22 protein-coding genes are annotated in these 25,719 nt (G+C 34.1%); 11 read left to right on the top strand and 11 right to left on the bottom strand.

Annotated features, from left to right (window positions below; translation table 11 throughout):
• Nucleotides 1-137: 137 nt before the first annotated feature.
• Complete coding sequence (locus B0E44_RS01880) at nucleotides 138-1,649, top strand: thioredoxin-like domain-containing protein (protein WP_077370506.1); 1,512 nt, start codon at nucleotides 138-140, stop codon at nucleotides 1,647-1,649.
• A gap of 153 nt (nucleotides 1,650-1,802) precedes the next feature.
• On the opposite strand, the gene B0E44_RS01875 is transcribed toward B0E44_RS01880, so the two are convergent.
• Nucleotides 1,803-2,612 (bottom strand): alpha/beta hydrolase, encoded by an 810-nt coding sequence (locus tag B0E44_RS01875; RefSeq protein WP_077370505.1) that lies wholly within the window; start codon nucleotides 2,610-2,612, stop codon nucleotides 1,803-1,805.
• A gap of 58 nt (nucleotides 2,613-2,670) precedes the next feature.
• On the opposite strand from B0E44_RS01875, the gene B0E44_RS01870 reads away from it, so the two are divergent.
• Nucleotides 2,671-3,072 (top strand): TerB family tellurite resistance protein, encoded by a 402-nt coding sequence (locus tag B0E44_RS01870; protein ID WP_077370504.1) that lies wholly within the window; start codon nucleotides 2,671-2,673, stop codon nucleotides 3,070-3,072.
• Here B0E44_RS01870 and uvrB read toward each other — a convergent pair.
• The 10 genes from uvrB to B0E44_RS01820 all read right to left on the bottom strand — a co-directional run bounded on the left by uvrB (nucleotide 3,069) and on the right by B0E44_RS01820 (nucleotide 15,411).
• A complete protein-coding gene (gene uvrB, locus B0E44_RS01865; protein ID WP_077370503.1) occupies nucleotides 3,069-5,060 on the bottom strand; it encodes an excinuclease ABC subunit UvrB in 1,992 nt (663 codons plus the stop codon). The genes B0E44_RS01870 and uvrB overlap by 4 nt on opposite strands.
• 59 nt (nucleotides 5,061-5,119) lie before the next feature.
• Complete coding sequence (rlmF, locus tag B0E44_RS01860; RefSeq protein WP_077370502.1) at nucleotides 5,120-6,067, bottom strand: 23S rRNA (adenine(1618)-N(6))-methyltransferase RlmF; 948 nt, start codon at nucleotides 6,065-6,067, stop codon at nucleotides 5,120-5,122.
• A 207-nt stretch (nucleotides 6,068-6,274) separates the two neighbouring features.
• A complete protein-coding gene (locus tag B0E44_RS01855) occupies nucleotides 6,275-6,937 on the bottom strand; it encodes a thiamine diphosphokinase (RefSeq protein ID WP_077370501.1) in 663 nt (220 codons plus the stop codon).
• A gap of 104 nt (nucleotides 6,938-7,041) precedes the next feature.
• Nucleotides 7,042-7,863, bottom strand: a complete 822-nt coding sequence (locus B0E44_RS01850) for a DUF4249 domain-containing protein (RefSeq protein ID WP_077370500.1) — start codon at nucleotides 7,861-7,863, stop codon at nucleotides 7,042-7,044.
• A gap of 33 nt (nucleotides 7,864-7,896) precedes the next feature.
• Nucleotides 7,897-10,305, bottom strand: a complete 2,409-nt coding sequence (locus tag B0E44_RS01845) for a TonB-dependent receptor (protein ID WP_077370499.1) — start codon at nucleotides 10,303-10,305, stop codon at nucleotides 7,897-7,899.
• Between the two features lie 153 nt (nucleotides 10,306-10,458).
• Nucleotides 10,459-12,681 carry an NADP-dependent isocitrate dehydrogenase gene (locus tag B0E44_RS01840; protein WP_077370498.1) on the bottom strand — a complete coding sequence of 741 codons (2,223 nt, stop codon included), beginning with the start codon at nucleotides 12,679-12,681 and terminating at the stop codon, nucleotides 10,459-10,461.
• Between the two features lie 288 nt (nucleotides 12,682-12,969).
• The gene (rplS, locus tag B0E44_RS01835; protein ID WP_077370497.1) at nucleotides 12,970-13,320 is read right to left on the bottom strand and encodes a 50S ribosomal protein L19; all 351 of its coding nucleotides are present in this window, start codon (nucleotides 13,318-13,320) and stop codon (nucleotides 12,970-12,972) included.
• 172 nt (nucleotides 13,321-13,492) lie between these two features.
• Complete coding sequence (trmD, locus tag B0E44_RS01830) at nucleotides 13,493-14,170, bottom strand: tRNA (guanosine(37)-N1)-methyltransferase TrmD (protein WP_077370496.1); 678 nt, start codon at nucleotides 14,168-14,170, stop codon at nucleotides 13,493-13,495.
• A 122-nt stretch (nucleotides 14,171-14,292) separates the two neighbouring features.
• Nucleotides 14,293-14,940 (bottom strand): DNA/RNA non-specific endonuclease, encoded by a 648-nt coding sequence (locus B0E44_RS01825; protein ID WP_077370495.1) that lies wholly within the window; start codon nucleotides 14,938-14,940, stop codon nucleotides 14,293-14,295.
• 27 nt (nucleotides 14,941-14,967) lie between these two features.
• A complete protein-coding gene (locus B0E44_RS01820) occupies nucleotides 14,968-15,411 on the bottom strand; it encodes a DUF1569 domain-containing protein (RefSeq protein ID WP_165688750.1) in 444 nt (147 codons plus the stop codon).
• A 181-nt stretch (nucleotides 15,412-15,592) separates the two neighbouring features.
• Here B0E44_RS01820 and B0E44_RS01815 point away from each other — a divergent pair, with 181 nt between their 5' ends.
• The 9 genes from B0E44_RS01815 (at nucleotide 15,593) to B0E44_RS01775 (ending at nucleotide 25,628) form a co-directional block, all read left to right on the top strand.
• Nucleotides 15,593-17,719 (top strand): M3 family metallopeptidase, encoded by a 2,127-nt coding sequence (locus B0E44_RS01815; RefSeq protein ID WP_077370493.1) that lies wholly within the window; start codon nucleotides 15,593-15,595, stop codon nucleotides 17,717-17,719.
• Nucleotides 17,720-18,126: 407 nt separating this feature from the next.
• Entirely contained in the window at nucleotides 18,127-18,852 is a 726-nt protein-coding gene (locus B0E44_RS01810) for a hypothetical protein (RefSeq protein ID WP_077370492.1), read from the top strand.
• A 242-nt stretch (nucleotides 18,853-19,094) separates the two neighbouring features.
• Nucleotides 19,095-19,625 carry a GNAT family N-acetyltransferase gene (locus B0E44_RS01805; protein ID WP_077370491.1) on the top strand — a complete coding sequence of 177 codons (531 nt, stop codon included), beginning with the start codon at nucleotides 19,095-19,097 and terminating at the stop codon, nucleotides 19,623-19,625.
• A gap of 202 nt (nucleotides 19,626-19,827) precedes the next feature.
• Nucleotides 19,828-20,622 carry a hypothetical protein gene (locus tag B0E44_RS01800; protein WP_077370490.1) on the top strand — a complete coding sequence of 265 codons (795 nt, stop codon included), beginning with the start codon at nucleotides 19,828-19,830 and terminating at the stop codon, nucleotides 20,620-20,622.
• 177 nt (nucleotides 20,623-20,799) lie between these two features.
• On the top strand, nucleotides 20,800-21,609 hold the full coding sequence (locus tag B0E44_RS01795; RefSeq protein WP_077370489.1) for a bifunctional 2-polyprenyl-6-hydroxyphenol methylase/3-demethylubiquinol 3-O-methyltransferase UbiG: 810 nt from the start codon (nucleotides 20,800-20,802) through the stop codon (nucleotides 21,607-21,609).
• 178 nt (nucleotides 21,610-21,787) lie between these two features.
• A complete protein-coding gene (locus B0E44_RS01790) occupies nucleotides 21,788-22,255 on the top strand; it encodes a hypothetical protein (protein WP_077370488.1) in 468 nt (155 codons plus the stop codon).
• A gap of 109 nt (nucleotides 22,256-22,364) precedes the next feature.
• Nucleotides 22,365-22,928: a DUF4256 domain-containing protein gene (locus tag B0E44_RS01785; protein ID WP_077370515.1), complete on the top strand. Its 564-nt coding sequence runs from the start codon at nucleotides 22,365-22,367 to the stop codon at nucleotides 22,926-22,928.
• Nucleotides 22,929-23,173: 245 nt separating this feature from the next.
• Nucleotides 23,174-25,039 carry a TlpA disulfide reductase family protein gene (locus B0E44_RS01780; RefSeq protein ID WP_077370487.1) on the top strand — a complete coding sequence of 622 codons (1,866 nt, stop codon included), beginning with the start codon at nucleotides 23,174-23,176 and terminating at the stop codon, nucleotides 25,037-25,039.
• Nucleotides 25,040-25,091: 52 nt separating this feature from the next.
• Nucleotides 25,092-25,628 carry a GNAT family N-acetyltransferase gene (locus B0E44_RS01775; RefSeq protein WP_077370486.1) on the top strand — a complete coding sequence of 179 codons (537 nt, stop codon included), beginning with the start codon at nucleotides 25,092-25,094 and terminating at the stop codon, nucleotides 25,626-25,628.
• Nucleotides 25,629-25,719: the final 91 nt, after the last annotated feature.

Genomic DNA, 25,719 nt, shown 5'->3' with positions numbered 1-25,719 from the left:
TTGACAATAAAAACACTTTGTCAATTATTTGAAATTAGATTTAAATTCAATTATTTTTGGGTGTTAATAATTAGAATTATTTTCTGAAAAAATGTTTAATTACTATGTCTAAAATGTCTCAAAGATTATTGTGAATTATGAAGAAAATTTTAATAAGTTTCGCTCTTTTTTTTGGTTCAATGTTTGCTCAAGCCCAATCAGGTCATGAAATTAAAATTAATTTGCAGCATTGTAATGATACAGTCGCATATCTGGCCTTTTATCAATTTGACAAATTATATATTTCTGATACCTGCAAAAAAGTGGTGAACGGGAATATTGTTTTCAAGGGAAAGAAAAATTTGGACAAAGGGGTTTACTTTTTGCTCAGTCAAGAAAAAGGCAATTATTTTGATTTCATCGTAGACGAGCAGACTCAAAAGCAACAAATCACATCGGATAAATCCAATTTACTGGATAATTTAAAAGCAGTTGATTCTAAACAAAACGAAAATTTCTTCAACTACATTCGTTTTGTAACAACCAAAAACAAAGAATTTGATAGTTTTAAAAAATCAATAAAAGAACAGAAAAAATCTGATTCCACGGCACTTTTAATCAAGGAATTCAAAGTTTTAAATGAGGCTATTTTGGAGAATGATTTGAATACTATAACCCAAAATAAAGGAAACTACCTCTCCGAAATAATCAATTTAAAATCCGAAAAAACAGCTAAGGATATTCCCAAAGCTGCCAACGGAAGACCAGACAGCATTTTTGCATATCATTATTACAAAAAACATTTTTGGGATGGGGTGAATTTTCAGGACGATGCCATGTTGCGTAATCCATTTTTCACCAATAAAATCAAGCAATACTTTAATACGGTTGTAGTACAGCATCCCGACTCAATTTGTGTCGAGATTGATCGTATGATGCTTAAAACAAAACAAGGGACCAAAATGAATATGCTTTTATTGGCCTATTTTACTTCGACATATGAGATACCAAAAATAATGGGAATGGACAAAGTGTTTGTCTATATGGTTGATAATTACTTCAAAACAGGAAAAGCCAAAGGCGTTTATGATGATAGCGTAATCAAAATTATCATAAACCGAGGTAATGTTTTGGCACCACTACAACTCGGAAAAACAGCTCCTGAGCTCTATATGATAGATATTCCTAGTCATGATAAAATTGCCAAAATGGGTTTCGATACCGCCAAAACGAGCGAAGAAATTACCAAAATCTATTATGATAATAAGTTAGAAATCGAAAAATCCTATGTGACTTTGTCGAGTATCAAAGCCGATTATTTGATTCTGCTTTTTTGGGATGTAGACTGTGGGCATTGCCAAAAAGAAGTGCCAAAAATTCTGCAAATGTACCATGAATTTCAAAAAGAAAACAAGGATGTCAAAGTTTTTGGGGTTTACACCCAAAATGAATTTGATAAATACAAGAAGTACATTGTTGACAATAAAATCGATTGGATTAATGTCTATGATGGCGTTCATATTAATAATCTCAAGGATAAGTACGATGTTGTGACAACACCCGTGATTTATATTCTCGATAAAAACAAAGTCATCAAAGCCAAAGGAATAGGCTCCGAAGCCATAAAAAGCATCATTACCCAAATGGAAAAAGAGTATTCCAAGAAATAGTTTGGGCGTGCCGCCATAAAGAAAATGGGCCAAATCATCATTGTGGTGATTCGGCCCATTTTCTTTATGCTGTCGGGCTATCCGCGCTACTTCGGTAGCCAGCTTTTATCCCTCACGTATATATTCAAGATCTTTTAGAAAATAGATTCAAAATCATTTATATCCCAACCAAAGAAAAGCATCTGTAAAACCATCTCTCCATAATTTCTCATTGTGATGGCCTCCTTTTACAATTATTTTTTTGTTTAAATGCAGGCAATAACAACGGTTTTCATTCAATAAATGTTCCATATGATTCAGGTCATTTACCATGTCATCATCATCGCCCTCTGAATCACCGCAGAGAAAGTAAATTTTAGCCTTAATTTTTTTACTGTTTGACATATAATTATTTATATCTTTTCGATTGATCCAAAAAGCAGGAGAAAACACACCTGCTTTTCCAAAGACATCTGGATATTTTATAGCGGCATAAAAAGAAACCAAGCCGCCCAATGAACTTCCCATAATAGTAGTGCTTTTGGCGTTAGTTTTTGTTCGGTATTTTTTGTCGATTTCAGGTTTTAGTGTGTTTACGATAAATTCAAGATATTTATCTGCATTTCCACCACCGTATTTTTCGTTTTTGTAAGGTGTCAATTCTTCCAGTCGTTTTTCGCCACCGTTTTCAATTCCCACCACAATTACCTGTGCATTCAGGCTGTCCAGTTTTTCGTCTACATTCCATTCACCAGCAAACGAAGTCTTGGCATCAAACAAGTTTTGGGCATCATGCATGTAAATGACTGGATATTTCTTGGTTGAGGTTTCGTAATTTTTAGGTAAGTACAACCAAATTTTTCTGCTTGTTTTTAGTTGGGGAGCTTCCATTGTAAAAGTGGAAACTTGTTTGGAAGCGGTACTCTCTTGGGCAGTTGCTTTACCAAGAAATAGAAGTAAGGGGATCAAGTAAATTAATTTCAAGCTGATTTAATTTTTAGATTTAGAAAAAAAGAATATTTTAGCTAAAATTAATAATTAGATGGACACACACATAGAAAAAATCAATTTATTGTCTGAGATGATTGCATTTTCAGTTGTTGATGGAAGATTGCATGAACGAGAATACCAGTTTGTTTGGATTGTCGCTCAAGAATTAGGTATCAGTAAAAAAGAATTCAGTGAGTTGTTCCATCAAGAATTGCCAACAGGCGTAATAAAATCTGAGTTTGAACGGATTCAGCAATTTTATCGTTTGGCATTATTGATGCATATTGATGGTGTTTTACATCAAAAAGAAGAAGATGCTATTCGCCAAATTGCTATTAACATGGGTTTGAATCCAAGTGCAACAAATCGTGTTCTTAAGCTAATGAAAACATCTCCTAGTGCTATTATTTCTCCAAATGTATTATTGGATCATTTTCAAGAACAACATAATTAATGAGTTTTTGCCTGTAAAGCTTTAATCTCATCACGCAGTTTTGCAGCTTGCATAAAGTCTAAATCTTTTGCAGATTTTTCCATAGCTTTTCGTTTTTCGCGAATGAGTTTTTCCAAATCGGGTTTAGACATATAGGCTGTTTCTGGTTCGGCGGCAACGTTCATAATGTGTCCCAATTCATACTCAACCAATTTGTTGTTGGTAAAGGCGCTTTCGATTTTCTTATTTAAAGCTTGTGGAACTACATTATTCTCTAAGTTGAAATTAATTTGCTTTGTTCTTCTGTAATTGGTTTCATCAATAGTTTTTTGCATACTATTAGTGATTTTATCGGCGTACATTATGGCTTTTCCGTTTAGGTTTCTTGCGGTGCGGCCTATGGTTTGGGTTAGCGAGCGATGACTTCTTAAGAATCCTTCCTTGTCTGCATCGAGTATGGCAACCAATGAAACTTCGGGTAAATCCAATCCTTCTCTTAATAAGTTCACTCCAATCAACACATCAAAAATTCCTTTTCGTAAATCCTGCATGATTTCGATTCGTTCTAGTGTGTCAACATCAGAGTGGATGTAACGACAACGAATAGATACTTTAGTTAAGTATTTGGCCAGTTCTTCAGCCATTCTTTTGGTCAAAGTGGTTACTAAAACCCGTTCATCCAATTCACAGCGCTGCTGAATTTCCTCAATCAAATCGTCTATTTGGTTTAGACTCGGGCGAATTTCAATTATAGGATCCAATAAACCTGTTGGGCGAATCACTTGTTCTACATATACGCCGTCACATTTTTGCAATTCATAATCGGCAGGAGTTGCAGATACATAGATGACTTGGTTTTGCATCGCCTCAAATTCGTCAAATTTCAGAGGGCGATTGTCCATAGCTGCCGGTAATCGGAAACCATATTCCACTAAATTCTCTTTACGGCTTCTGTCTCCGCCATACATTGCTTGCACTTGTGATAGGGTTACGTGGCTTTCGTCAACGACCATCAAAAAATCTTTTGGGAAATAGTCCAGTAAACAGAAAGGTCTAGATCCAGCTTCTCTTCCGTCCAAATAACGTGAATAGTTTTCGATTCCGGAACAATAGCCCAATTCCCGAATCATCTCCAAATCAAAATTGGTGCGTTCTTCGAGTCTTTTGGCTTCAAGGTGTTTGCCTATTTCTTTGAAATAATCAACCTGTTTGACCAAATCCTGTTGAATTTCCCAAATCGCACCATTCAGCACATCAGGAGAGGTCACAAACATATTGGCAGGATATATTGTGAGTTTTTCGTATCGTTCAATGACTTTAGCGGTTTTTACGTCAAAGCTTTCAATTTCTTCTATTTCATCTCCAAAAAAATGAATTCTAAAAGCATCATCGGCATAACTTGGATATACTTCAACCGTATCTCCTTTTATGCGAAAATTTCCAGGAGTAAAATCGGCTTCGGTTCTGGAATACAAACTTTGAACCAAACTTTTCAATAACTTGGTTCGGGAAATCATTTGGTTTCTCTCTACGGCAATTACGTTCTTTTGAAACTCAACGGGATTTCCAATACCATAAATGCAGGAAACAGATGCTACGACTATTATGTCTCTTCGACCAGAAAGGAGGGAAGAGGTAGTGCTTAAACGCATTTTCTCCAACTCTTCATTGATGGATAAATCTTTCTCGATGAAAACACCAGTGACGGGCATGAAAGCTTCGGGTTGGTAATAATCGTAATAGGACACGAAATATTCCACAGCATTATTTGGGAAAAATTGTTTGAATTCCGAATACAATTGTGCTGCTAAGGTTTTGTTGTGTGCCAAAATCAAAGTAGGACGTTGTATTTCCTGAATAACATTGGCGATAGTGAATGTTTTTCCGGATCCAGTAACTCCAAGTAAAGTTTGGAATTGTTCACCTGCCTCTATGCCTTGAGCTAATTTTTCAATGGCTTGTGGTTGATCGCCTTTCGGTTGGTATTCGGATATGACTTGGAAATTCATTGTTTAGAGTTCTAATGTACTATGTCGTAAAGATACAAAGTAAATAGCCTATAGAAAACCTAAAACTTCCAAGCTTTCTGTTGTGCTTCGGTCATAAAAGTCCAGGCAACAATGCGGCTTGTTTTTTGGCCTTGAGCCATTTCTATGGTTTTATGTATAGCAGCCACATTGTTCAAGGTTTTGTATATCGTATTCAAATTGGATTGTTTGGAAACCAATGTGGTAAACCAAAGACATTGCATTGGATATTTAGCGCTTTCATAAATCATTTGCTTGATAAAACCCAATTCACCGCCTTCACACCATAATTCGGCATTTTGTCCTCCAAAGTTGAGGGTCGGATTTACTGTTTTGGGAGCGTCAGGATTTAGATTATTCACTTTTCTAAGGCTACTTTTAGTTGCTTCTTCTGAGGAAGAATGAAACGGAGGATTACAGATTGTAAAAGTGAATCGATCCTCTGGAGCTATAATGTTTTTGAAAATAAAACGCGAGTTTACCTGTAATTGCAGGCTAATGGTTTCTGCTAATTTAGGGTTGTGACTTATAATTTTTTTGCAATTCTGAATCGCAACTTCATCAATATCCGTTCCTACAAATGACCAACCGTAAATTGAATTTCCAAGTATGGGATAAATGCAATTGGCACCAATACCAATATCGAGTCCCATAACAGTTTCCCCTTGCGGAATTAAACTATTATTTGCTGTGGCCAATAAATCGGCGAGGTAATGAATATAATCGGCTCTGCCTGGAATTGGCGGGCATAAAAAGTCAGCAGGTATATCCCAGTTTTGAATGTCGTAATTGGTGATTAACAAAGCATTGTTAAGCGCTTTTACCGCAGTTGGATTACTAAAATCAATTGTTTCAATATTGTGTTCGTTGACAAAAATAAATTCACCCAATTCGGGATAATTTAGTGTCAATAGTTCAAAGTTATATCCAAATCGGTGTAGATTTCTTGGATGTAAAGTTGTTTTTTCGGTATTCTTTGTTGATTTCATTTCCTAAATTTCGCTGCAAAGATAGTCAATCCTTTCTTGAAATTGATATAATGCTTATTTACAGCTGTTTTTGTTTGCCTTTATTGCAATAATCAAGCCAAAGTATTTGATTTTTAGTTGATTGTGTTTTTTGTGTTTTAAGAAAAGGAATATTTTTATGTTTGGATTACACTTTTTAGTAATGTTTTTTTTTAAAACAATGCTTTACTAATCAATACATTCCATTAATAACAAATCGCCATTACTGTGGTAGATTGAAACAATTCCGTCATTGGCAACAGCGTTACTGCTTCCTGTTCTGTAGCCCATAGTTAAGGTGTCATTTTCTAAAGGATACACTAAGTTTTGAGAAAAGATTCCGTTGACAACTCCAATAGGAATTAACGAAATTGGTGTGCCAGCGGTGTACCATTTTTCAAATTTATTTGGAAGCAAAAATATTTTGGAATGGTCGTCGAGTATGACGATTTTGATTAAATTTCTATAGCGAACGATATTTGTGAGATTAGTAATGGTGTGGTCCGCTCTTCTTCCGGTTGCCCAAACTATGTTTACTGCCGGAATCTTTCGGTCGATCAAGTAATCCAAGGCTTTCTCCAAATCGGTTTTATTTTGATCCAGTGTGTGGACAATTTCTAATGGATATTGGGAAGTTTGATATTTTTCGGGATCAAAACCACGATCAAAATCTCCCAATAGAACATCGACTTTTACGTCCAGTTCCATTACACGTTCTATGGCTGAGTCAAGTACAATAACCAAGGGTGACCATTCCAGTAATTGTCCCAGTAATTCAGGATGACAAGCAGCTCCGTTAGCAATAATTAAAGCGGGTTCTTGGTCGTCGCGAACGATATGGTGTGAAGACATTTTAGATTTTAGATTTTAGAATTCTGATTTTTAAAATAAGGGCTTTAGATGTTTATCTATTTTTTTTTTTGTAAATGTATGAAAAATCTAAAATCGCTCGTCCCTTACTGAACAGTATATTCTTTGTTATCGCTTTCGCTTACGGAAAAATAACCCAAAGGAAAATTGTCTGGATTGGTGGTGTTGACTACGTTGCCTCTCACAGTTGATGGCGGCGACTGAAAAGGACCTCCGCCATTTTGTCCAGCAAGGCTAACAATAACACTCATGTAATTGTAATAACTTTTTGAAATGCCCAAATGGGTAATATTTATTTTTTCTCCAACTTTTATAGAATCATTTTGGGAGATACTAAAAAATTCATTTCCGTTGAAAAAGGTGTCATCATCTGTATAAAGATTTGACTTTTTTTGATTTTTATAATTATAGCGGTATAAATAGAAATTGATTTCGTCTGCAGGGTCGTTATAATAGGCTTTTACCTCAATGTCTTTTCCAGTAAATCCACCATCATTGTTTTGTGTAAACTTAGTAATGGCAGCGACTGGGTACATTTTTTCGGTGGCAGTGTATGTTTGTCCATTTGTTATAATGGTCAGGGTGTAGGTTTCATTTAGTTGAGGTTCAAAATTAGAACAGACGTAGATTCCAGTATTTGGGTTTTCAATAAAATTAAAAACTGTATTAATACTATTAGTCACAGTTACTACAGCTCCTGAGACTACTGGAACATTGTTCTCGAAATAGCCCGTTGTAGTGGTTAGTTTTATGGATTGCATATTTCCTACTGTGCCTTTTTGCCAGTTGATTACCGCTTCAACAGCCAGTCGAGGAGTTGCAGTATCGACATCTACTTTAATGACTTCTTCGCAGCTTGTAAACACAAAAGCGTAGATTATGACCAAGGTTGTTATTATTTTTTTCATTAGTTCTATGTTTTTTGCATGACAAAAATGTTTTTAAAATTTAAAATTATAGCTAACAGCTGGAACGATTCCGAAAATGGATGTTTTTACCGCTTCGTTTGCACCTGTATCCATATTTTCCCTAAATCCAATTGAGGCAGCATTTTTTCGGTTGTAAACATTGTAAATACTGAAAACCCATTCGCTTCTCCAGTTTTTATTATAATTAGGTTTTGGAGTTAATGTGGCCGAAATATCCAAATGATTAAAGGATGGCAATCGTTCCTTATTACGCAATCCATAAATTGGGATAGTCATTCCCAGATATTCGTACTGCCCGTTTGGATAAGTGGTAGGCTGGCCTGTTTGATAAATAAAATTGGCACCAAAAGCCCATTTAGGGTTGAGATAATAAGAACCAGTAACAGCTAGGTTGTTGACTTTGTCATAAGCAGTATTGTACCATTGACCATTGTTTATTCCAGTTTCGTCGGGCGTTCGACCAGGAGTTTGTTGTTCAGATTTAGAAAGGGTGTAGGATATCCAACCTGTTAGCTTTCCTTCGTTTTTTTTCAGCATCAATTCCAGACCATAAGAGCGTAACTGTCCATTCAGTAAAACTTGTTCTATTGCTTTATTGGCAATTAAGTTGGCTCCATCAATATAATCCAATCTGTTTTGTACTTCTTTATAAAAACTACTCACCTCTGCAGAATAGGCTCCTTCCTTGAATTTTCTAAAATAGCCCAGCGCCACTTGATCTGCAATTTGAGGTTTGATATAGGTTCCACTTGGAGTCCAAACATCCAAAGGTGTAGGTGAGGAGGTATTGGAAATTAACTGTAAATACTGAACCATTCTATTGTAACTCGCCTGAAAAGACTGATTGTCATTGAGCAGATAATTTACGCTTAAACGAGGTTCCAAATAGTCAAAGCTTTTAATTACTTCATTTTTGCTGTATTGTTTTGTGCCAATTGGAGTTGCTTTTTCATAGATTTGAAATTGCGAATTAAATAATACAGGATTGTTATTCTCATACAAATTCACTGTTGATGAACCTACATTGTAAAACAAGCTGTAACGTAATCCATAATTAATATCAATCCGTTCGGTTATTTTTTGTTCGGCATTGATGTAAATAGCGGGTTCATATGCATATTTTTTTTCGAGTTGGTCAGGATTAATTCCCGACTCAGTACTTGAAGGTTTGATGGTTCCAGGATTGAACTCGTAATAAATACCATTTACACCAAAATTTAATTTTAATTTGTCTGAAACATAACTTCTAAAATCATATTTTATATTGAAATTTTTAATTCCTGATCTCCATTCGAAACCTACAAAATCAAGATCTAAACCATAATAATAATCACTAAAAATAGCCGATAGATTTGAAAAAAGTTTATCAGAAAATAAGTGATTCCAACGGGTGTTAAAAGTCGTATTTCCATAAATGTTGGTAAAACTTTTATTTATAGAAAATACATCTCGACCAAAATAACCCGACATGTATAAGTTATTATTTGGGGTCAATTTATAACTTAATTTTGCGTTCAAATCATAAAAATAGGCAGCATTGTCCTTTTGTTCTTCAGAAAGTTTCAGGAATAAATGCGCATAAGATGCTCGACCGGCAATAAGAAAAGAGCCTTTGTCTTTTACTATGGGACCTTCGGCTAAAAGGCGGCTCGTAATCAATCCAATTCCACCACTCATGTGGAAATCTTTACTGTTTCCGTCTTTTTGATAAATATCCAAAACCGAAGATGCTCTTCCTCCATATCGGGCAGGAATACCACCTTTATACAATTTGATATCCTTTATGGCATCTGGATTAAAAATGGAAAAGAAACCAAAAACGTGCGAGGAATTAAAAATACTGGCTTCGTCCATCAAAATTAAGTTCTGGTCGGCACCACCTCCACGAACATTGAATCCAGAAGCCGCTTCACCCGCATTGGTAACACCCGGAAGCAATAAAATAGATTTAATAATATCGACTTCACCGAGTACAACCGGCATCTTTTTAATTGTTGCAACCGAAAGTTTGTTTACGCCCATTTCGGGTTTTCGGTTTTCCGTTTGACTATCGTTACTGTTGATAACGACTTCTTTCAAAACATTTTCACTACCCATCAATTTGAAATTCATTTTGGTGTTTTTATCCAAATTAATTGTCTCGTCAATGGTTTGAAAGCCAATAGATGTGATTTGAATTTTATAAATTCCTTTTGGCAATGTGATGGAAAAAAAACCGTACTCATTTGTAATCACTCCCGTTTTTAATTCGGGTATCATAACGTTGACGCCAATTAAGGTTTCATTACTATTGCTGTCTGAGATAGTTCCGCTAAGAGTGAATTTTTGCTTAGCCGAATCATTATTGCTCATATCCTGCGAAAAACTATGCAGAGATGTGAACAATAATACGAATATGTAAATAATTTTCTTCGAAATCATTGTTTTGGTTTTGAATTACAAATGTCAATAAAGTGAAGTTCAATTCGTACATAACAAATGTTAATGTATAGTTAAGATAATGAGGTTGTTTTCAATAAAAAAAGACAACCGTTTCCAGTTGTCTTTTGAATATAAATAGAAGTTTTTTTTAAATTAAGCCAGTTTAGCTAAAATACCATTGAAAGTATTGCTTGGACGCATTGCTTTGTCTGTCAACGCTGGATTTGGTTGGTAATAACCGCCAATGTTTTGAGCTTTGCCTTGAGAACCAATTAATTCTTCGTTGATTTTAGATTCATTTGCAATAAACTCCGTAGAGATAGGAGTGAAGATTGTTTTCAATTCAGTGTCTTTGTCTTGAGCAGCTAAAGCTTCTGCCCAGTACATTGCCAAATAAAAGTGAGAACCACGGTTGTCAATCCCGCCTAATTTACGAGAAGGCGATTTGTCAGTTGCCAAGAATTTTTCAGTAGCAGCATCCAAAGTCTCAGCCAAAACAATTGCTTTAGGATTGCGTAAAGTTTGTCCTAAATGCTCCAATGAAGCTCCTAAAGCCAAAAACTCTCCAAGTGAATCCCAACGCAAGTATCCTTCTTGAATAAATTGCTCAACGTGTTTTGGTGCCGATCCACCTGCGCCAGTTTCAAATAAACCACCACCATTCATTAATGGAACGATAGAAAGCATTTTAGCTGAAGTTCCAACTTCAAGAATTGGGAATAAATCGGTTAGGTAATCACGCAATACGTTTCCAGTTACCGAGATAGTGTCTAATCCTTTGATGATACGCTCCAAAGTAAAGTTGGTCGCTTCAATAGGATTTAGGATTTGGATATCTAAACCGTTTGTATCGTAATCTTTTAAATATTTCTGTACTTTAACTATTAATTCTCTATCATGTGCTCTGTTGTTATCCAACCAGAAAACAGCAGGAGTATTAGACAAACGAGCTCTGTTTACGGCTAGTTTTACCCAGTCTTGAATAGGAGCATCTTTCGCTTGGCACATTCTGAAAATGTCGTTTGCTTCTACGTTTTGTTCCATCAAAACGTTTCCGTTTGTATCGACAACGCGAACAACTCCGTCTGATTTTATTTGAAAAGTTTTATCGTGCGAACCGTATTCTTCAGCTTGCTGTGCCATCAATCCTACGTTTGGAACACTTCCCATTGTTGTTGGTACAAAGGCACCGTGTTTTTTACAAAAATCGATAGTTGCAGTATAAACACCAGCATAACATCTGTCTGGGATAATTGCTACAGTATCTTGTTGTTTTCCTTCTTTGTTGAACATTTGTCCAGAAGTACGAATCATTGCAGGCATAGAAGCATCTACAATCACATCCGAAGGAACGTGAAGATTGGTAATTCCTTTATCAGAATTTACCATTGCCAAAGCTGGTCCGTTTTCGATAGCTTGTGCAATTGCAGCTTCCACTTCAGTTTGTTGAGGGTGTCCTGCAATTTTTGCATAGACATCACCTAAACCATTGCTGGTGTTAATGTTTAATTCTTCAAATAAAGCAGCATATTTTTTGAATACATCAGCAAAATATACTTCAACAATAGCACCAAAAATAAGCGGGTCTGAAACTTTCATCATCGTTGCTTTCAAGTGTACAGAAAGCAACAAATTTTGTTCTTTGGCTTCTATGATCGTTTTGGCCACAAAAGATTTTAACGCATTTAGGCTTAAAACTGAAGAGTCAATGATTTCTCCAGATTTCAAAGAAGTACTTGGTTTTAGGACAGTAGTTGTACCATCTTTGGCAACAAATTCGATTTTTACATCGGTAGCGTCAGCCAAAGTGATTGATTTTTCACTTCCGTAAAAGTCACCACTTTCCATAGAAGCTACGTGAGTTTTTGAATCAGCAGTCCAAGCACCCATAGAGTGTGGATTAGCTTTTGCATAATTTTTAACAGCCTTTGGAGCTCTACGGTCTGAATTTCCTTCACGTAAAACTGGATTTACAGCCGATCCTAAGATTTTAGAATATTTAGCTTTAACAGCTTTCTCTTCTTCAGTTTGTGGATCTTCCGGGAAATCAGGCAAAGCATAACCGTGAGATTGCAATTCTGTAATGGCAGCTTTCAATTGTGGAATTGACGCTGATACATTCGGTAACTTTATAATATTTGCTTCAGGAGTTGTGGCCAATTGACCTAATTCTAATAAAGCATTTTGTGTTTTTTGGTCTTCCTTTAAAAATTCCGAAAAATTCGCAATGATTCTTCCAGCAAGTGAGATGTCTCTTGTCTCTATTTCGATATCAGAAGTAGCAGTAAATGCTTGGACAATTGGTAAGAAAGAGTAGGTTGCCAATAAAGGTGCCTCATCTGTAAGTGTGTAAAAAATTTTAGCTTTTGTTGTCATTTTTTTTATTTTTTTTAATCTAAATCACAATTTATTTAAGGCCTTTTGTAGAATTACATCGTTTGAGTTAAGGCGGGCAAAGATATGAAATGCTCTTGTAATAGAGATTTTATTTGTATATAAAAAAATAAATTTAAATATATATTCTGTGATATTTATAATTTGATATTTTTTGTGCTGTTTGATTCGTAAATTATGATTTTTAGCGGCTAAAAATTATCAAAAAAAAAGTCCCAATCTCGATTTTCATCGGTTGGGACTTTTTTATCATTAAAGAAATAGCGTAAACTATCTTCTTTTGTCTCTAATCTTAGCTTTTTTACCAGTAAGTTGTCTGAAGTAGAAAATTCTAGCTCTACGTACAGCACCTTTCTTGTTGATTTCAATTTTTTGCAAAGCTGGCAAGTTTACTGGGAAGATACGCTCAACTCCAATTGCACCTGACATTTTACGGATAGTAAAAGTTTCTGTGTTAGCAGAACCTCTTCTTTGAATTACAACACCTTTAAAAAACTGTGTTCTTGTTTTTTCACCCTCTTTAATTTCGTAGTAAACTGTGATTGTGTCTCCAGCTCCGAATACAGGGAAATCTTTTCTTGTTACGAATTCGTCTTGAACGAATTTCATTAAATCTGCCATTTTATTTTTATTTTATGGTTTTAAAAAGAGCAACATTCACGGATTTCGCCAGAGGTTGGTCTAATGAGGGTGCAAAAGTAGAAAAAAAAGTTTAAAAAAAGTTTAAAAGTTTAAAAATTGTTTAATGTTGTTTGAAACTTAAACAATTTTAAACGATTTAAACCAACTTAAACTATTCCTCAAGCAAATCCGGTCTTCGGTTCTTAGTATGTTCATAGGCAGTGTCTTCTCTCCATTTGTCAATTTTGGCAAAATGACCACTCAATAACACATCTGGTACTTTCCAGCCTTTGTAATCAGCAGGTCTTGTGTAGATAGGGCCTGAAAGCAAGCCATCCTGAAAGCTATCGGTCAATGCCGAAGTTTCGTCGCTCAAAACCCCTGGAATCAATCGTATCAAAGCATCGGATAAAACCAAGGCTCCCAATTCCCCACCCGATAAAACATAATCGCCTATTGAAATTTCCTTGGTGATAAAATGGTCACGAACACGTTGATCGACTCCTTTGTAATGTCCGCACAAAATGATGATGTTTTCATACATCGACATCGTATTGGCCATTTTTTGGTTTAGTGTTTCACCATCGGGCGACATATATATGATTTCGTCATATGATCTTTCACTTTTCAGGTGGGTGATGCAGGCATCTATGGGTTGAACAGTCATAACCATTCCAGCGCCACCGCCAAACGGATAGTCATCAACGCTTTTTTGTTTATTAGTCGTATAATCTCTTAAATTATGAAAATGAACCTCCACCAGTCCTTTGTCAATGGCGCGTTTCATAATCGAAGCTTCAAAGGGACTTCTTAATAATTCAGGTAATACCGTTATAATGTCAATTCTCATATTGCTTTTTTAGGAACGGCAAAGGTACAATTTTTAACCGCAAAGTTCGCAAAGTCTTCTCTATGCACACAAAGCTTTGTGAACTTTGCGTAATTCTTTGTGAACTTTGCGGTTAATTTTTTCTAACTAAAACTCCATTCCTTATAACTCAACTCTTTTTCTATTTTCTCTTCAATTTTTTCGGATAGTTTTTGGTTAAAATCAATTCGGGTTATTTGCTCGATAGCCTCAATCGTTGTGGCAAAAGTGTAAAGCGGCGCATCCGATTTTTGATTGGGAACCAAAAACGGAATCATAACCAACCCATTGTCTTGTACCCGAACCACGATTTTGAAAAAATAATCAGGAACTGAGACTTCCTCATCTCCAATAGTAACCAAATTGTCGTGCAAAATACTTCCTGTAACGATAAAAAGAGCCGTGTATTTATCGGCCCAATAGCGAATTTTTTGCTCCAATCGGTTCCAGATTCCGGCATTGAAAGCTTTGTTTTGAGGGGACACATTCGAGGTGTAAAAAGTTTCATTGTAGGCTTCACTGGAAAATTTCATATCGGCAGCGGGAACTAGATGTCCTTTGTCGTAGCCTGTGTCTTTGTAGTTTCCCCAATGAGCCGAATCAGTATCGACTAACGGGTCTTGCTTGAAATAAGGTCTCTCAAAATGATGTTGGAACTTAGTGTCTCCCGTCAAATAATAGGCAGCCCACTCCGCTTGTTCGTGTTCTTCGGAATACGATAGAAAAAAATGCTTATGTCGGATGATGCTCATAAACGAATATTGTTTTTTTAATTTTTATTAAACTCCAAACTGCCTCAAATGGTGATCTGTATGTCTCCACATCAATTTATCCCAATCTTCGTATGTCATTTTTCCCCAAAAAGGATGGTCCATAAGCTTGATAACTTGAGTCCCTTTTGCAAATTGACTAAAACTTTCGGCAAATTCTTTTCGGCTGGATTCAAAATCATAAGAACCTTCAAATTTAAATTCTTTGGCCGTCGGGCTGCTTTTTCCAAAGTCAGTATTAAAAGCCTTGTTTTTTAACATTCGGCCCAAAAGACGCATCAAGAAATTCATCTTAAGGGTTTGTTTACCAAACGCTACCTGCATCGTGGCGTTACAATGCTTGCACATCTGATCCACCTTCATCTTTCCCCACAGCGGTTTGCTCTCATTAGATAATAAATTGATTCGGGCTATTATAGTCTCATTATCTGCATTGTTATAGATTGAGCTCATGTTTCTTTGGTTTAAAGAGATTAACAAATATAAAGTATATTTCATTTGATTCATTCTCAATTTTTTGCAGATATGTCATGGCAACTCAAAATGTTGCGAATATTTAGAATTTGTTTTGATTTTGATGTGTTAAATGTTTTATTTGACTATTTTTATGACCAAAATTTAATAATTAATATCTATGCAAATTTTTTCAAAACTATTTATTACTAGTTCATTGTGTTTTGCGATGTCCCTGCAAATGCAAACAATGAATGCTCAAAACAAGGATGTAAAAATGACAAATCCGCTATTACAAAAAAGTACGTTGCAGTATCAGGCTCCCGATTTTAGTTTGATAAAAGACGAACATTTTAAACCTGCTTTTGAATATGGATTGAAAGTTCACGATCAAGAGGTAGAAACCATTGCAAATAATACTGCTAAACCTACTTTTCAAAATACCGTTTTGGCTTTAGAAATCAGCGGAGTAGATTTGAACAGAGCGGCAGGGATTTTTTACAATCTAACAGGTTCCAATACAAATCCTGCCTTGCAAGCAATTGAAGCAGAATATGCTCCTGTTTTTTCAGGACATAACGACAAGATTTATTTGAACAGTAAATTGTATAATCGTATCAAAGCGATTGATCTGAAAAAGCTAAAAGGGGAAGACAAAAAGCTGACTGAATATTATTTGCAACAATTTGAATTGGCTGGAGCTAATTTATCCGAAGCAGATAAAGAAAAAATGAAAAAAATTAATGAAGAGTTGGCAAGTCTTAGTACTCTTTATGGTAATAAATTATTGGTAGCCAGAAAAAACGGAGCGATTTTATTCGACAATGTTGCCGATTTAGACGGATTGAGTGCTGCCGAAATCGACGCAGCAAAACTAAAAGCTAAAGAAGCAGGTTACGAGAATAAATATTTAATAGGATTATTGAATACGACACAACAACCTTTGTTAGCAAGTTTGAAAAACCGTGCCACTAGAGAAAAAATATACAAAGCTTCTTGGTTTCGTGCCGAAAAGAATGATGAAGGCGATACCCGTGAAGTATTGGAAAAAACAGCAAAATTGCGCTTGCAAAAAGCCAATTTGATGGGAAAGAAAAGTTTTGCTGAATGGAAACTGCAAGATCAAATGGCTCAGAAACCAGCAGTAGCAATGGAATTATTAGCAAAAATTGCAGGACCTGCCGTTGCAAAAGCAAAAGTTGAATCCAAAGAAATTCAAGATTTGATAGATTCTCAAGCAGGAGGATTTAAATTAGAGCCTTGGGATTGGAACTTCTATGCAGAACAAGTGCGAAAAGCCAAATACGATTTGGACGAAAGTCAAACCAAGCCTTATTTTGAATTGAATACAGTCTTGGAAAAAGGTGTGTTTTTTGCTGCTCAACAAATGTATGGAATCACATTTGTTGAAAGAAAAGATTTGCCAGTCTATAATCCAGATGTAAAAGTTTATGAGGTTTTTGATGAGAAAGGAACTTCAATAGCAATTTATTACCTTGATTTTTATACCCGTGATAATAAAAATGGTGGGGCTTGGATGAGTAATTTGGTGAGCCAATCACATTATCTAAAACAAAAACCAGTAATTATAAACGTTTATAATTTCTCTAAACCTGTGGAAGGAAGCCCGTCATTAATCAGTTTTGATGATGTAATTACCATGTTCCATGAATTCGGACATACTTTGCACGGTTTGTTTGCCAACCAAGAATATGTGTCGTTATCAGGGACTTCTGTTCCAAGAGATTATGTGGAGTTTCCTTCTCAAATCAATGAACATGCAGCGTTAGATCCTGAAGTACTAAAAAATTATGCGATTCATTATCAAACCAAGCAGCCGATTCCGAACGAGTTAATTGGTAAAATCAAGAAAGCCGAAACTTTTAATAAAGGATATGATGTGACCGAATTGTTAGCGGCAGCAACTCTTGATATGGCTTGGCACAGTGTTGAAAAGGAATCAGATTTCAAACCTACTTTAGTTTTCGAGAAAGAAGCGCTTGAAAAATACGGATTATTGGTCAATGAAGCTCCTACACGTTACCATACACCTTATTTTGCCCACATCTGGGGAGGCGGTTACTCAGCTGGGTATTATGCTTACACATGGTCAAAAACTTTGGATTACAACGCATACGACTGGATGGAAGCCAATGGTGGTATGACTAGAGCAAACTGCGAACGTTTCAAAAAATATATTTTATCGGTGGGGAATAGTGTCGATTTAAATGAAGCTTTCAAAGATTTCATAGGTCACGATATGAAAACCGAACCGTACCTGAAAAATGCGGGATTATCTGCTCATTAATTTTTTATCAATACATTAAAATGACATTCGAAAGGATGTCATTTTTTTTTTGGAGCAATTTACTTTGTCAGTTCGCTTCGCTCGTGTCCTGCTCTTCGTTTCAAGCTTGTTTGTAGTCTTGTTTTTTTCTAGGACAAAAAAGGAGCTTCCGCTGGTCGCTCTTTTTTACCCAGAAAAAAATACAAGTCTCCTTCGCAAGGCTTTACACTGCGATCAGGGCTAGGTTTTCGTGGAAGTAAGGATTCTAAATAGCATTTTTATTTCATAACAAAAAGACTCTAAACAGAAATCTTGTTTTAGAAATAGTGTAAGGAAAATTTTAATATATTTACGGGATAAGAATGATGAAGTTATCACACATAGCCAATAGTTGTACACAATATTATGAAAATCAAAACTTATAAATAATGAAACGAAATGTCACCAAGCTTCTTTTATTTACCGCTATAATATTTACTTTTCTTTTATTAATATCCTGTGAACAGGATGATAATAATAATGAAAATAAAAAGGACATTATAGAACAAATAGAACCATGTATAAATTTAGAATTGAAGTATATTTTACTTGATAGTTCATTTAAAAGTATTCCATATACTAAAATTGATAAAAAATTACATTTTATAGATAGTTTAAACAATGAAGTTGTTTTTGAAGTTGTTCAAAGAGAAAGGAAATTTTATAGTACTACAGGTGGAGAAATAAAATGTCCATCTGACAATTCGAAAAAAATAAATGTAGAAGCAGAAGTTGATAACTATAGTATGTGGCTTGTTTCAGACTCTGACGAAGTCGATATTAAATTTTTAATTTCTTTACAAGCAACTCTAGGTCTTGCTAAAGATTATGCTTTTGTGTACGATAGATTAGATATTATTGCATTCCCTAAAAAGGAATCTGGCAATAATATATCTTATATAGATATTCAAGTCAACCAACGTGAGAACAACTATTTTTCATCGAGTAATAATTTTTATAAGCCAATTGATAGTATTAATTTAAAAGGTAAGATTTTTTATAATGTTTATCATAACCCATGGACAGTGAAAGGTTATATGTGTTATAATTATGAGTTTGGATTGATTGCTTTTAAAGATAGTTCAGGCAAGTTATGGATATTGAAAACCAATTAAAATACTGTGTACAACACACGCTACAAGCAAGCTGGACATTTGGCTTAATTTAAAGATGGTTTTGTATTTGAAAAAATAGTGTATAATCGAAAGACACCACATTTTTAATTCCAGCCTACGTGTAGCGCGGGGACGTTGTGCGTCATTTTACCCGAACATAATAGAAAAAAATAAAACTAATCCAAAGGGAATAATTTGCAGTATTATAAATTATAAAATAAGATAAGAATAAGAATAACAGAATGAAATATACATTAGTAGGAGAAGAAACGGAAAGGTTAAAATTTAGGTTATTAAATATTGATGATTTTGATGTTTGGGTTGAATTGTTTGAAAACATTGAAGTTTGTAGGTTTTTAGGAGTTGACAAAATTGAAACACCAAAAGAAAGATGTAAACTTTGGTTTGAAATGACATTTGAAAGATATAAAAACGATTTGGGCGGAGCGAACATATTAATAGAAAAATCGACAAATAAAATTATTGGTCAAAGTGGACTTATCGTCAGAGAAATTGACGGTAAACAAGAAATAGAGATCGCATATTCAATTTTGCCAGAATTTAGGAAAAAAGGATTTGCAAGCGAATCAACTGAAAAATGCAAAGAGTTTGCTTTTGAGAATAAATTTTCTGAAAGTTTAATTTCAATAATTAATACTGAAAATGTTAATTCTAAAAAAGTTGCCAAAAAAAACGGAATGAAAAATGATAAAACAATTGATTATAACGGAATGTTAGTAAATATTTACAGAATCGATATTAGTGAAAAGTAAATAGAAAAACGACGCACAACTGCTACTCCAATGGATTTGGGCAATTGCCTTAATGGAAAGTTGGTTTTGTATTTGGAAGATTTGGCAAATCCTTAGAATAGGCTTAATTTAATCCCAAACTGCTTGTAGCGCGAGAACGTTGGCAGACATATCACTCCAAAAAACGAAAAATATAATTAACCAATAAATTAAAAATAAAATTATGACACCAAAACAACTTGTAAAACTTAGCAACGCAATTGGAATAACAGCGATAATTCTATTAGTTTATTGGGTTTTTACATTTATTATAATTCAAGTTTTCGGATTAAAAGTTTTTAGAGAAAATATGACAGAAACGTTTTATCTGAGCGTTTTGGGCATTCTTGCTTTAATGGTTGGCTCATTAATTATAAACGTAATGTTTAATCTAACAAGAATTGCAGAAACCAAAAATAATGATGAAAATAATGCAAAATCGAATAACAAAACATATTTAATTCTTTTTATAATTTTTCCAATAATTGGAATAATATTATTTGGTGGCGATTATTTAACATCCAACAAAAAAGAAAAAATGCTGATAAAATCCGCAAAATCAATTTTAGAGAAAAACGAAAAGAATAGTTCAAAATTAGTTAACTATGAATTTTCAGAAAAATATATAAATGAAACAAGTAATATTTTAGAAATCTATTCAGAAACGGATAAGAATTTCCCAAGTGTAAATTTATTAGTTAAAGATAGTATAAATGGTTCACCTGTTTATTTAGGATTTAACCAAAGTAATTTTGAAAAGTTAAACGACACAATTGAACCGAATAAAAAAGAATATCTGTACAAAACAACTCAAGAAGAAAGAGAATATTTAGACAAAGTATTTAGCGGAAAAAGTGAAGAATTGAGATATAGCAATCACGATGGCGACTATGAATTATTTTATCCATACAAAAAAGGTAAAAAAACAATTGTCTTATATTTTTCGGAATATGTAAGATATGGAAAATTAGGAAGTTAAAAAAAAGATACGATCTACCAACAGCCACTACAACGGATTTGGGCAATTGGCTTAATGGCAAGTTGATTTTGTATTTGGGATGATTTGGCAAATCTGAAAACAGGGCTTAATTTAACTCAAAAACTACGGTATTACCAAAACGTTAGTTGTTATTTTGAAAAACCAAACGTAGAATAAATGAACTCTGAAGATAATTATATAGAAATAAACCGACAGTCTTGGAACAACAGAACTGATATACACTTAAAGTCGGAATTTTACGATCTTAACGGATTTCTGAATGGAAAAACCTCTCTAAATGAGATTGAATTAAACTTGCTTGGCGACATAAAAGGAAAAACAATTTTGCATTTGCAATGTCATTTCGGACAAGACACAATTTCTTTAAGCAGACTTGGTGCAGACGTTACAGGAGTTGACTTATCGGACAAAGCAATTGAAAGTGCAAAGCAAATTGCAAAAGAAACAAACGAAAATGTAACGTTTATTTGTTGTGATATCTATGATTTGTCTATCTATTTGGACAAACAATTTGACATTGTGTTTACAAGTTATGGAACAATTGGCTGGTTGCCCGATTTGGACAAATGGGCAAAAATCGTTTCCAAATTTCTAAAACCAAACGGACAATTTGTGTTTGTAGAATTTCATCCAGTAGTTTGGATGTTTGACGACAATTTTGAAAAAATATTTTATAGGTATTTTAATTCTGGTGCAATCGTTGAGTCTGAAAGTGGAACTTATGCTGACAAATCAGCAAAAATTTCGCAGGAATATGTAATGTGGAATCACGGTTTGAGTGAGGTAATGAATAGTTTAATAAAGAATGGTCTTGAAATAAATCAACTTAACGAATACGATTATTCGCCATATAATTGTTTTAACAAGACTATTGAATTTGAACCAAAAAAATATAGAATAGAACATTTGGAGAATAAAATTCCAATGGTTTATTCCATTAGTGCGAAAAAGAAAAACAACAGCTAGCAGCTACTACTACGTATTTGGCTATAGTCTTAATGGAAAGTTGGTTTTACGTTTTTAATGATTTGCTTCGCCTGTTCGCTTTCGCTCGGCTGGCAAATCCGAAGAATGGACTTAATTTAGTCGCAAACCCGTTGTAGTCACAGACGTTAGATACAATTCGAAACAAATAAAATCACACATGAAAATACATCTAAAAAAAATAATTTCTATTCTCTTGGTTCTTTTTGCATCAAATCAAATTATTGCGCAGGACGTCACAAAGACTCATAAAGACTCTTTGGAAACAATTGTTGAAAAATATTATAATTTAAACCTTAAAATATTTCAAGCTAATTCAACAATTCAGGACATTGACAGCACTTTTGAACTTTTTACAAACGACTTTACATATGTTCATCCAAAATATGGTGGAATATACACAAGAGAGAATTTGTATAACGGATATGTCCGGAATCAAAAAGCGGGAGGTTATGATGGAAAAGTTATTGATATTAGAATACTAAACAAAATTGTAGGACTTAACGCTGTGGTTGTTCAAAAGAGTTTTGTTCAAAAGAAAGATGATAAAATCAAAGACGGTGAACCCCAAATGACACTTTTCGAGTTTAAAAATGGAAAAATATCTCGAATCTTTGAATATTGGTAGCGGAATAAAATTGCGCTTAAGAGCTACAACGGATTTGGACAATCGGTTAGATTTAGAAAGGGCTTTGTATTTGAAGTATTTTAATAAACTTAAATAGCACATTATGGCAATGGGTAATAAAAAAGAGTTGTCACCAGAACAACATTCAGCATTACTCGGGACATTAAAATCCCGTTTTGAGAAAAATAGAAACCGCCACATAGGTCTTGATTGGAGCAATGTACAAACTAAGCTGGAAGCCAATCCTGAAAAACTATGGTCACTCAATGAAATGGAAAGAACTGGCGGAGAACCAGATGTAGTAAGTCACGATGAAAAGACAGGAGAATATATTTTTTATGATTGTGTGGCAGAAAGTCCAAAAGGGCGAAGAAGTCTTTGTTACGACCGTGAAGCACTCGATTCTCGAAAAGAATTCAAACCAGAAAATAGCGCAATTGATATGGCTGCCGAAATGGGTATCGAGCTTTTAACGGAGGAACAATATCGAGAGTTGCAACAGCTTGGTAAGTTTGATGCCAAAACGTCGAGCTGGATAATAACACCATCGGATATTAGAAAACTCGGCGGTGCCATTTTTGCTGATTTCCGTTATAATAATGTGTTTATATACCACAACGGTGCATCTTCGTACTATGCTGTTAGAGGATTTCGTGGCTCGTTAAGGGTTTAAGTAATAAACAAAATAAGCAAATTGTTTTCTTTTCCAAACTTAAACATAATATAGAAATGCAAAAAGCAACCTCGTTTAGTTCCTTCTAAACGGGGTTTTTTATTTAAATCATAAATAAAAGTTATTTTTACAAGAGCATCTTATTTTGTAGTAAAAAGCAATTATATTTACTTTTTAATTAAAAGAAAATCAGTTGTATAGCTATTCTGTGTCAATTGAAAATAACTCCTAAAAAATATAGAAATATGAAAAACTCAGTAATGTTGCTTTTTTTGGTATGTTGTAATGTCACTTTTTCTCAAGTTGGGAAACTTTACTTGAAAAATTCAAAATTAATAATAGGAAAAGAAAATACCTATGTGTACGAACCGCCAAAAGGTGTTAAAATTCCAGAAGATGCCAAAGTTAGAGTTGTGTATAATAACAATTTTGATTTTTCTGGTGGTGGAGCTACATTGATAAAAAAAGCAAATGGTTATGAGTTTTCTCTACAGGTGCCAGATTCAATTAGATATTTTGTTGCTGCTATTGTTAATGGAACAAAAGTAATAGATAACAATAAGAATACTGGATATGATATGTTTTTAAAATCCTCCAGTTCAACTGAAATGGGGAAATGTATTGTTGAAAGAATAACACTTATGAGATATGCCAACGATTTATTGGCTTCAAAATTGAATTTAAAACTGGATTCTAGCCCAAAAAGTATTTTAGGAGAATATAATAAATTATATGCTAAATATCCGATGATGAAAGATGACAAAAGCTATGAGTATTATTTATATCAAAAAGAGCCTTTTGAGAAAGAAAAGACAAAAGGTGAAATGTTAGCTTTTGCCAAAAAATGCGAGAAAAAGAATTCAGAAGAGTATTTGTTAATGGCATCTAGGCTTTATGGCAATCTCAAAATGACTGATGAAAAAACACAGCTAGAAAATCAAATAACAGCAAAATTTCCTAAGGGAAATTTTGAATCGAGTAAATTCTTTTTCGATTTTGCGAACCACCCTGATAAAACAGAATCGTATATTTTGGAAAGTTTGAATTTTTATACAACTACATTTAAGGATAACACAAGGTTTAGAGATAACTTTTATGTTAGTTTATTGAAAATATATTTAGAAAATAAAGATTTTCAAAAGCTTGAGCATTATGAAAAAATAGTATCTGACAAAAACATAGCGCCTTCCTTGTATAACGATTATGCCTGGAATTTATCAGGACAAGATTTGGTAACTCCTTCTAAAGACATTGTGTATGCCGAAAAAATTTCAAAAAGGTCATTGGATATTATTGCCAATATGCAAAAGGAATCTTATTTTCCAGAAGACTTACAAGGTAATTTTAATATGTATGCTGATACTTATGCTCTAATATTGTATAAATTAAGCAGGTTTGAAGAAGCTTTTCAATATCAAGATAAGATTAACGAATTGGGAGGTCTAGATACTGGAGGAAAAGAGCGTTATGCTGGTATGATGGAAAAGGTAAAAGGTTTGGAGGTTACCAAAAAATATATTGAGACTGAACTGGCCAATGGAGTGGATTCCAGAGTACTGTTAACTCAATTGGAAGAAATATATAAAAAATCAAACTTGCCTATTGCGGAGTTTAATAAAATTAAAGAAAAAGCAGTTGGAGCTGCAAATGCTAAAAACAATGCGGCTCTTGTAGAAAAATATGGCAGCACACAGGCAATCGATTTTAATCTGAAAAATTTAGATGGAAAAGATGTAAAACTATCAGATTACAAAGGTAAAGTGGTAGTTCTAGATTTTTGGGCCACATGGTGCGGGCCTTGCAAGGCTTCATTTCCAAGCATGCAGGAATTAGTGACTAAATACAAAGGCAAGGATGTTGAATTTTTGTTTGTGAATACTTGGGAAAGAGGAAAAGAAAATAGTGAGACTGTAAAAAAAGTGGAAACATTTATCAATGATAAAAAATACAGCTTCAATGTTGTTTTTGACTTTGATGACACCATTACTGCAAAATATAAAGTGGGAGGGATTCCAACTAAAATTTTAATAGACAAAAAGGGAACTATACTTTCAGATAATGCTTCCGAACAAAACTTGATGAATTTAATTGATGAACAATTGAGTTTGTAATTTCCAAAATTTAATAAACCAAAGAATAAATAATCTTTAGCTTTTATATAGAATGACGATTACCATTGACAATAATCTTAAACTGGAATTGATTACCGAAAACCATGCACAACCAATATTTGATATGGTTGATGCCAACAGAACCCATTTAAGACCTTGGCTACCTTTTGTAGACAGAATGCAAACTGTTGAATTTGCTCAAAATTTTGTAAAAGGAACGATGCAACGTAACAAAGAAGGAAACGAATATGCTTTTGTTATTATTGAAAATGAAAATGTTATTGGCCGAATTGGAGTTTATAAAATTGATAACCAAAACAAAATTGGAGAAATTGGTTATTGGATCATCGAAGGATTACAAGGAAAAGGAATTGTCACCAAATCGTGTAAAGCCATTATCGATTTTTGCTTTTCAGATTTACAATTAAACAGAATAGAAATCAAATGCGGAACCGAAAATTTGAAAAGCAAGACCATTCCAGAGAAATTAAGCTTTACAAAAGAAGGTATTATTCGACAAGGTGAGTTGTTGTATGATACATTTATTGACTTGAATTTGTATTCGCTTTTAAAATCGGATGTAGTTTAATCAGTAAATTTAGTTACGACAGAGCAAAACACATTTGCAGGAATCAAATCCTCAAATTTTCTGATTATCTAATTTTATTCGTAAATTTGCA

It is taken from the genome of Flavobacterium sp. A45 (genome assembly GCF_002001005.1).
Lineage (GTDB): Bacteria > Bacteroidota > Bacteroidia > Flavobacteriales > Flavobacteriaceae > Flavobacterium.
This window is presented reverse-complemented; position numbering and strand designations above follow the sequence as displayed.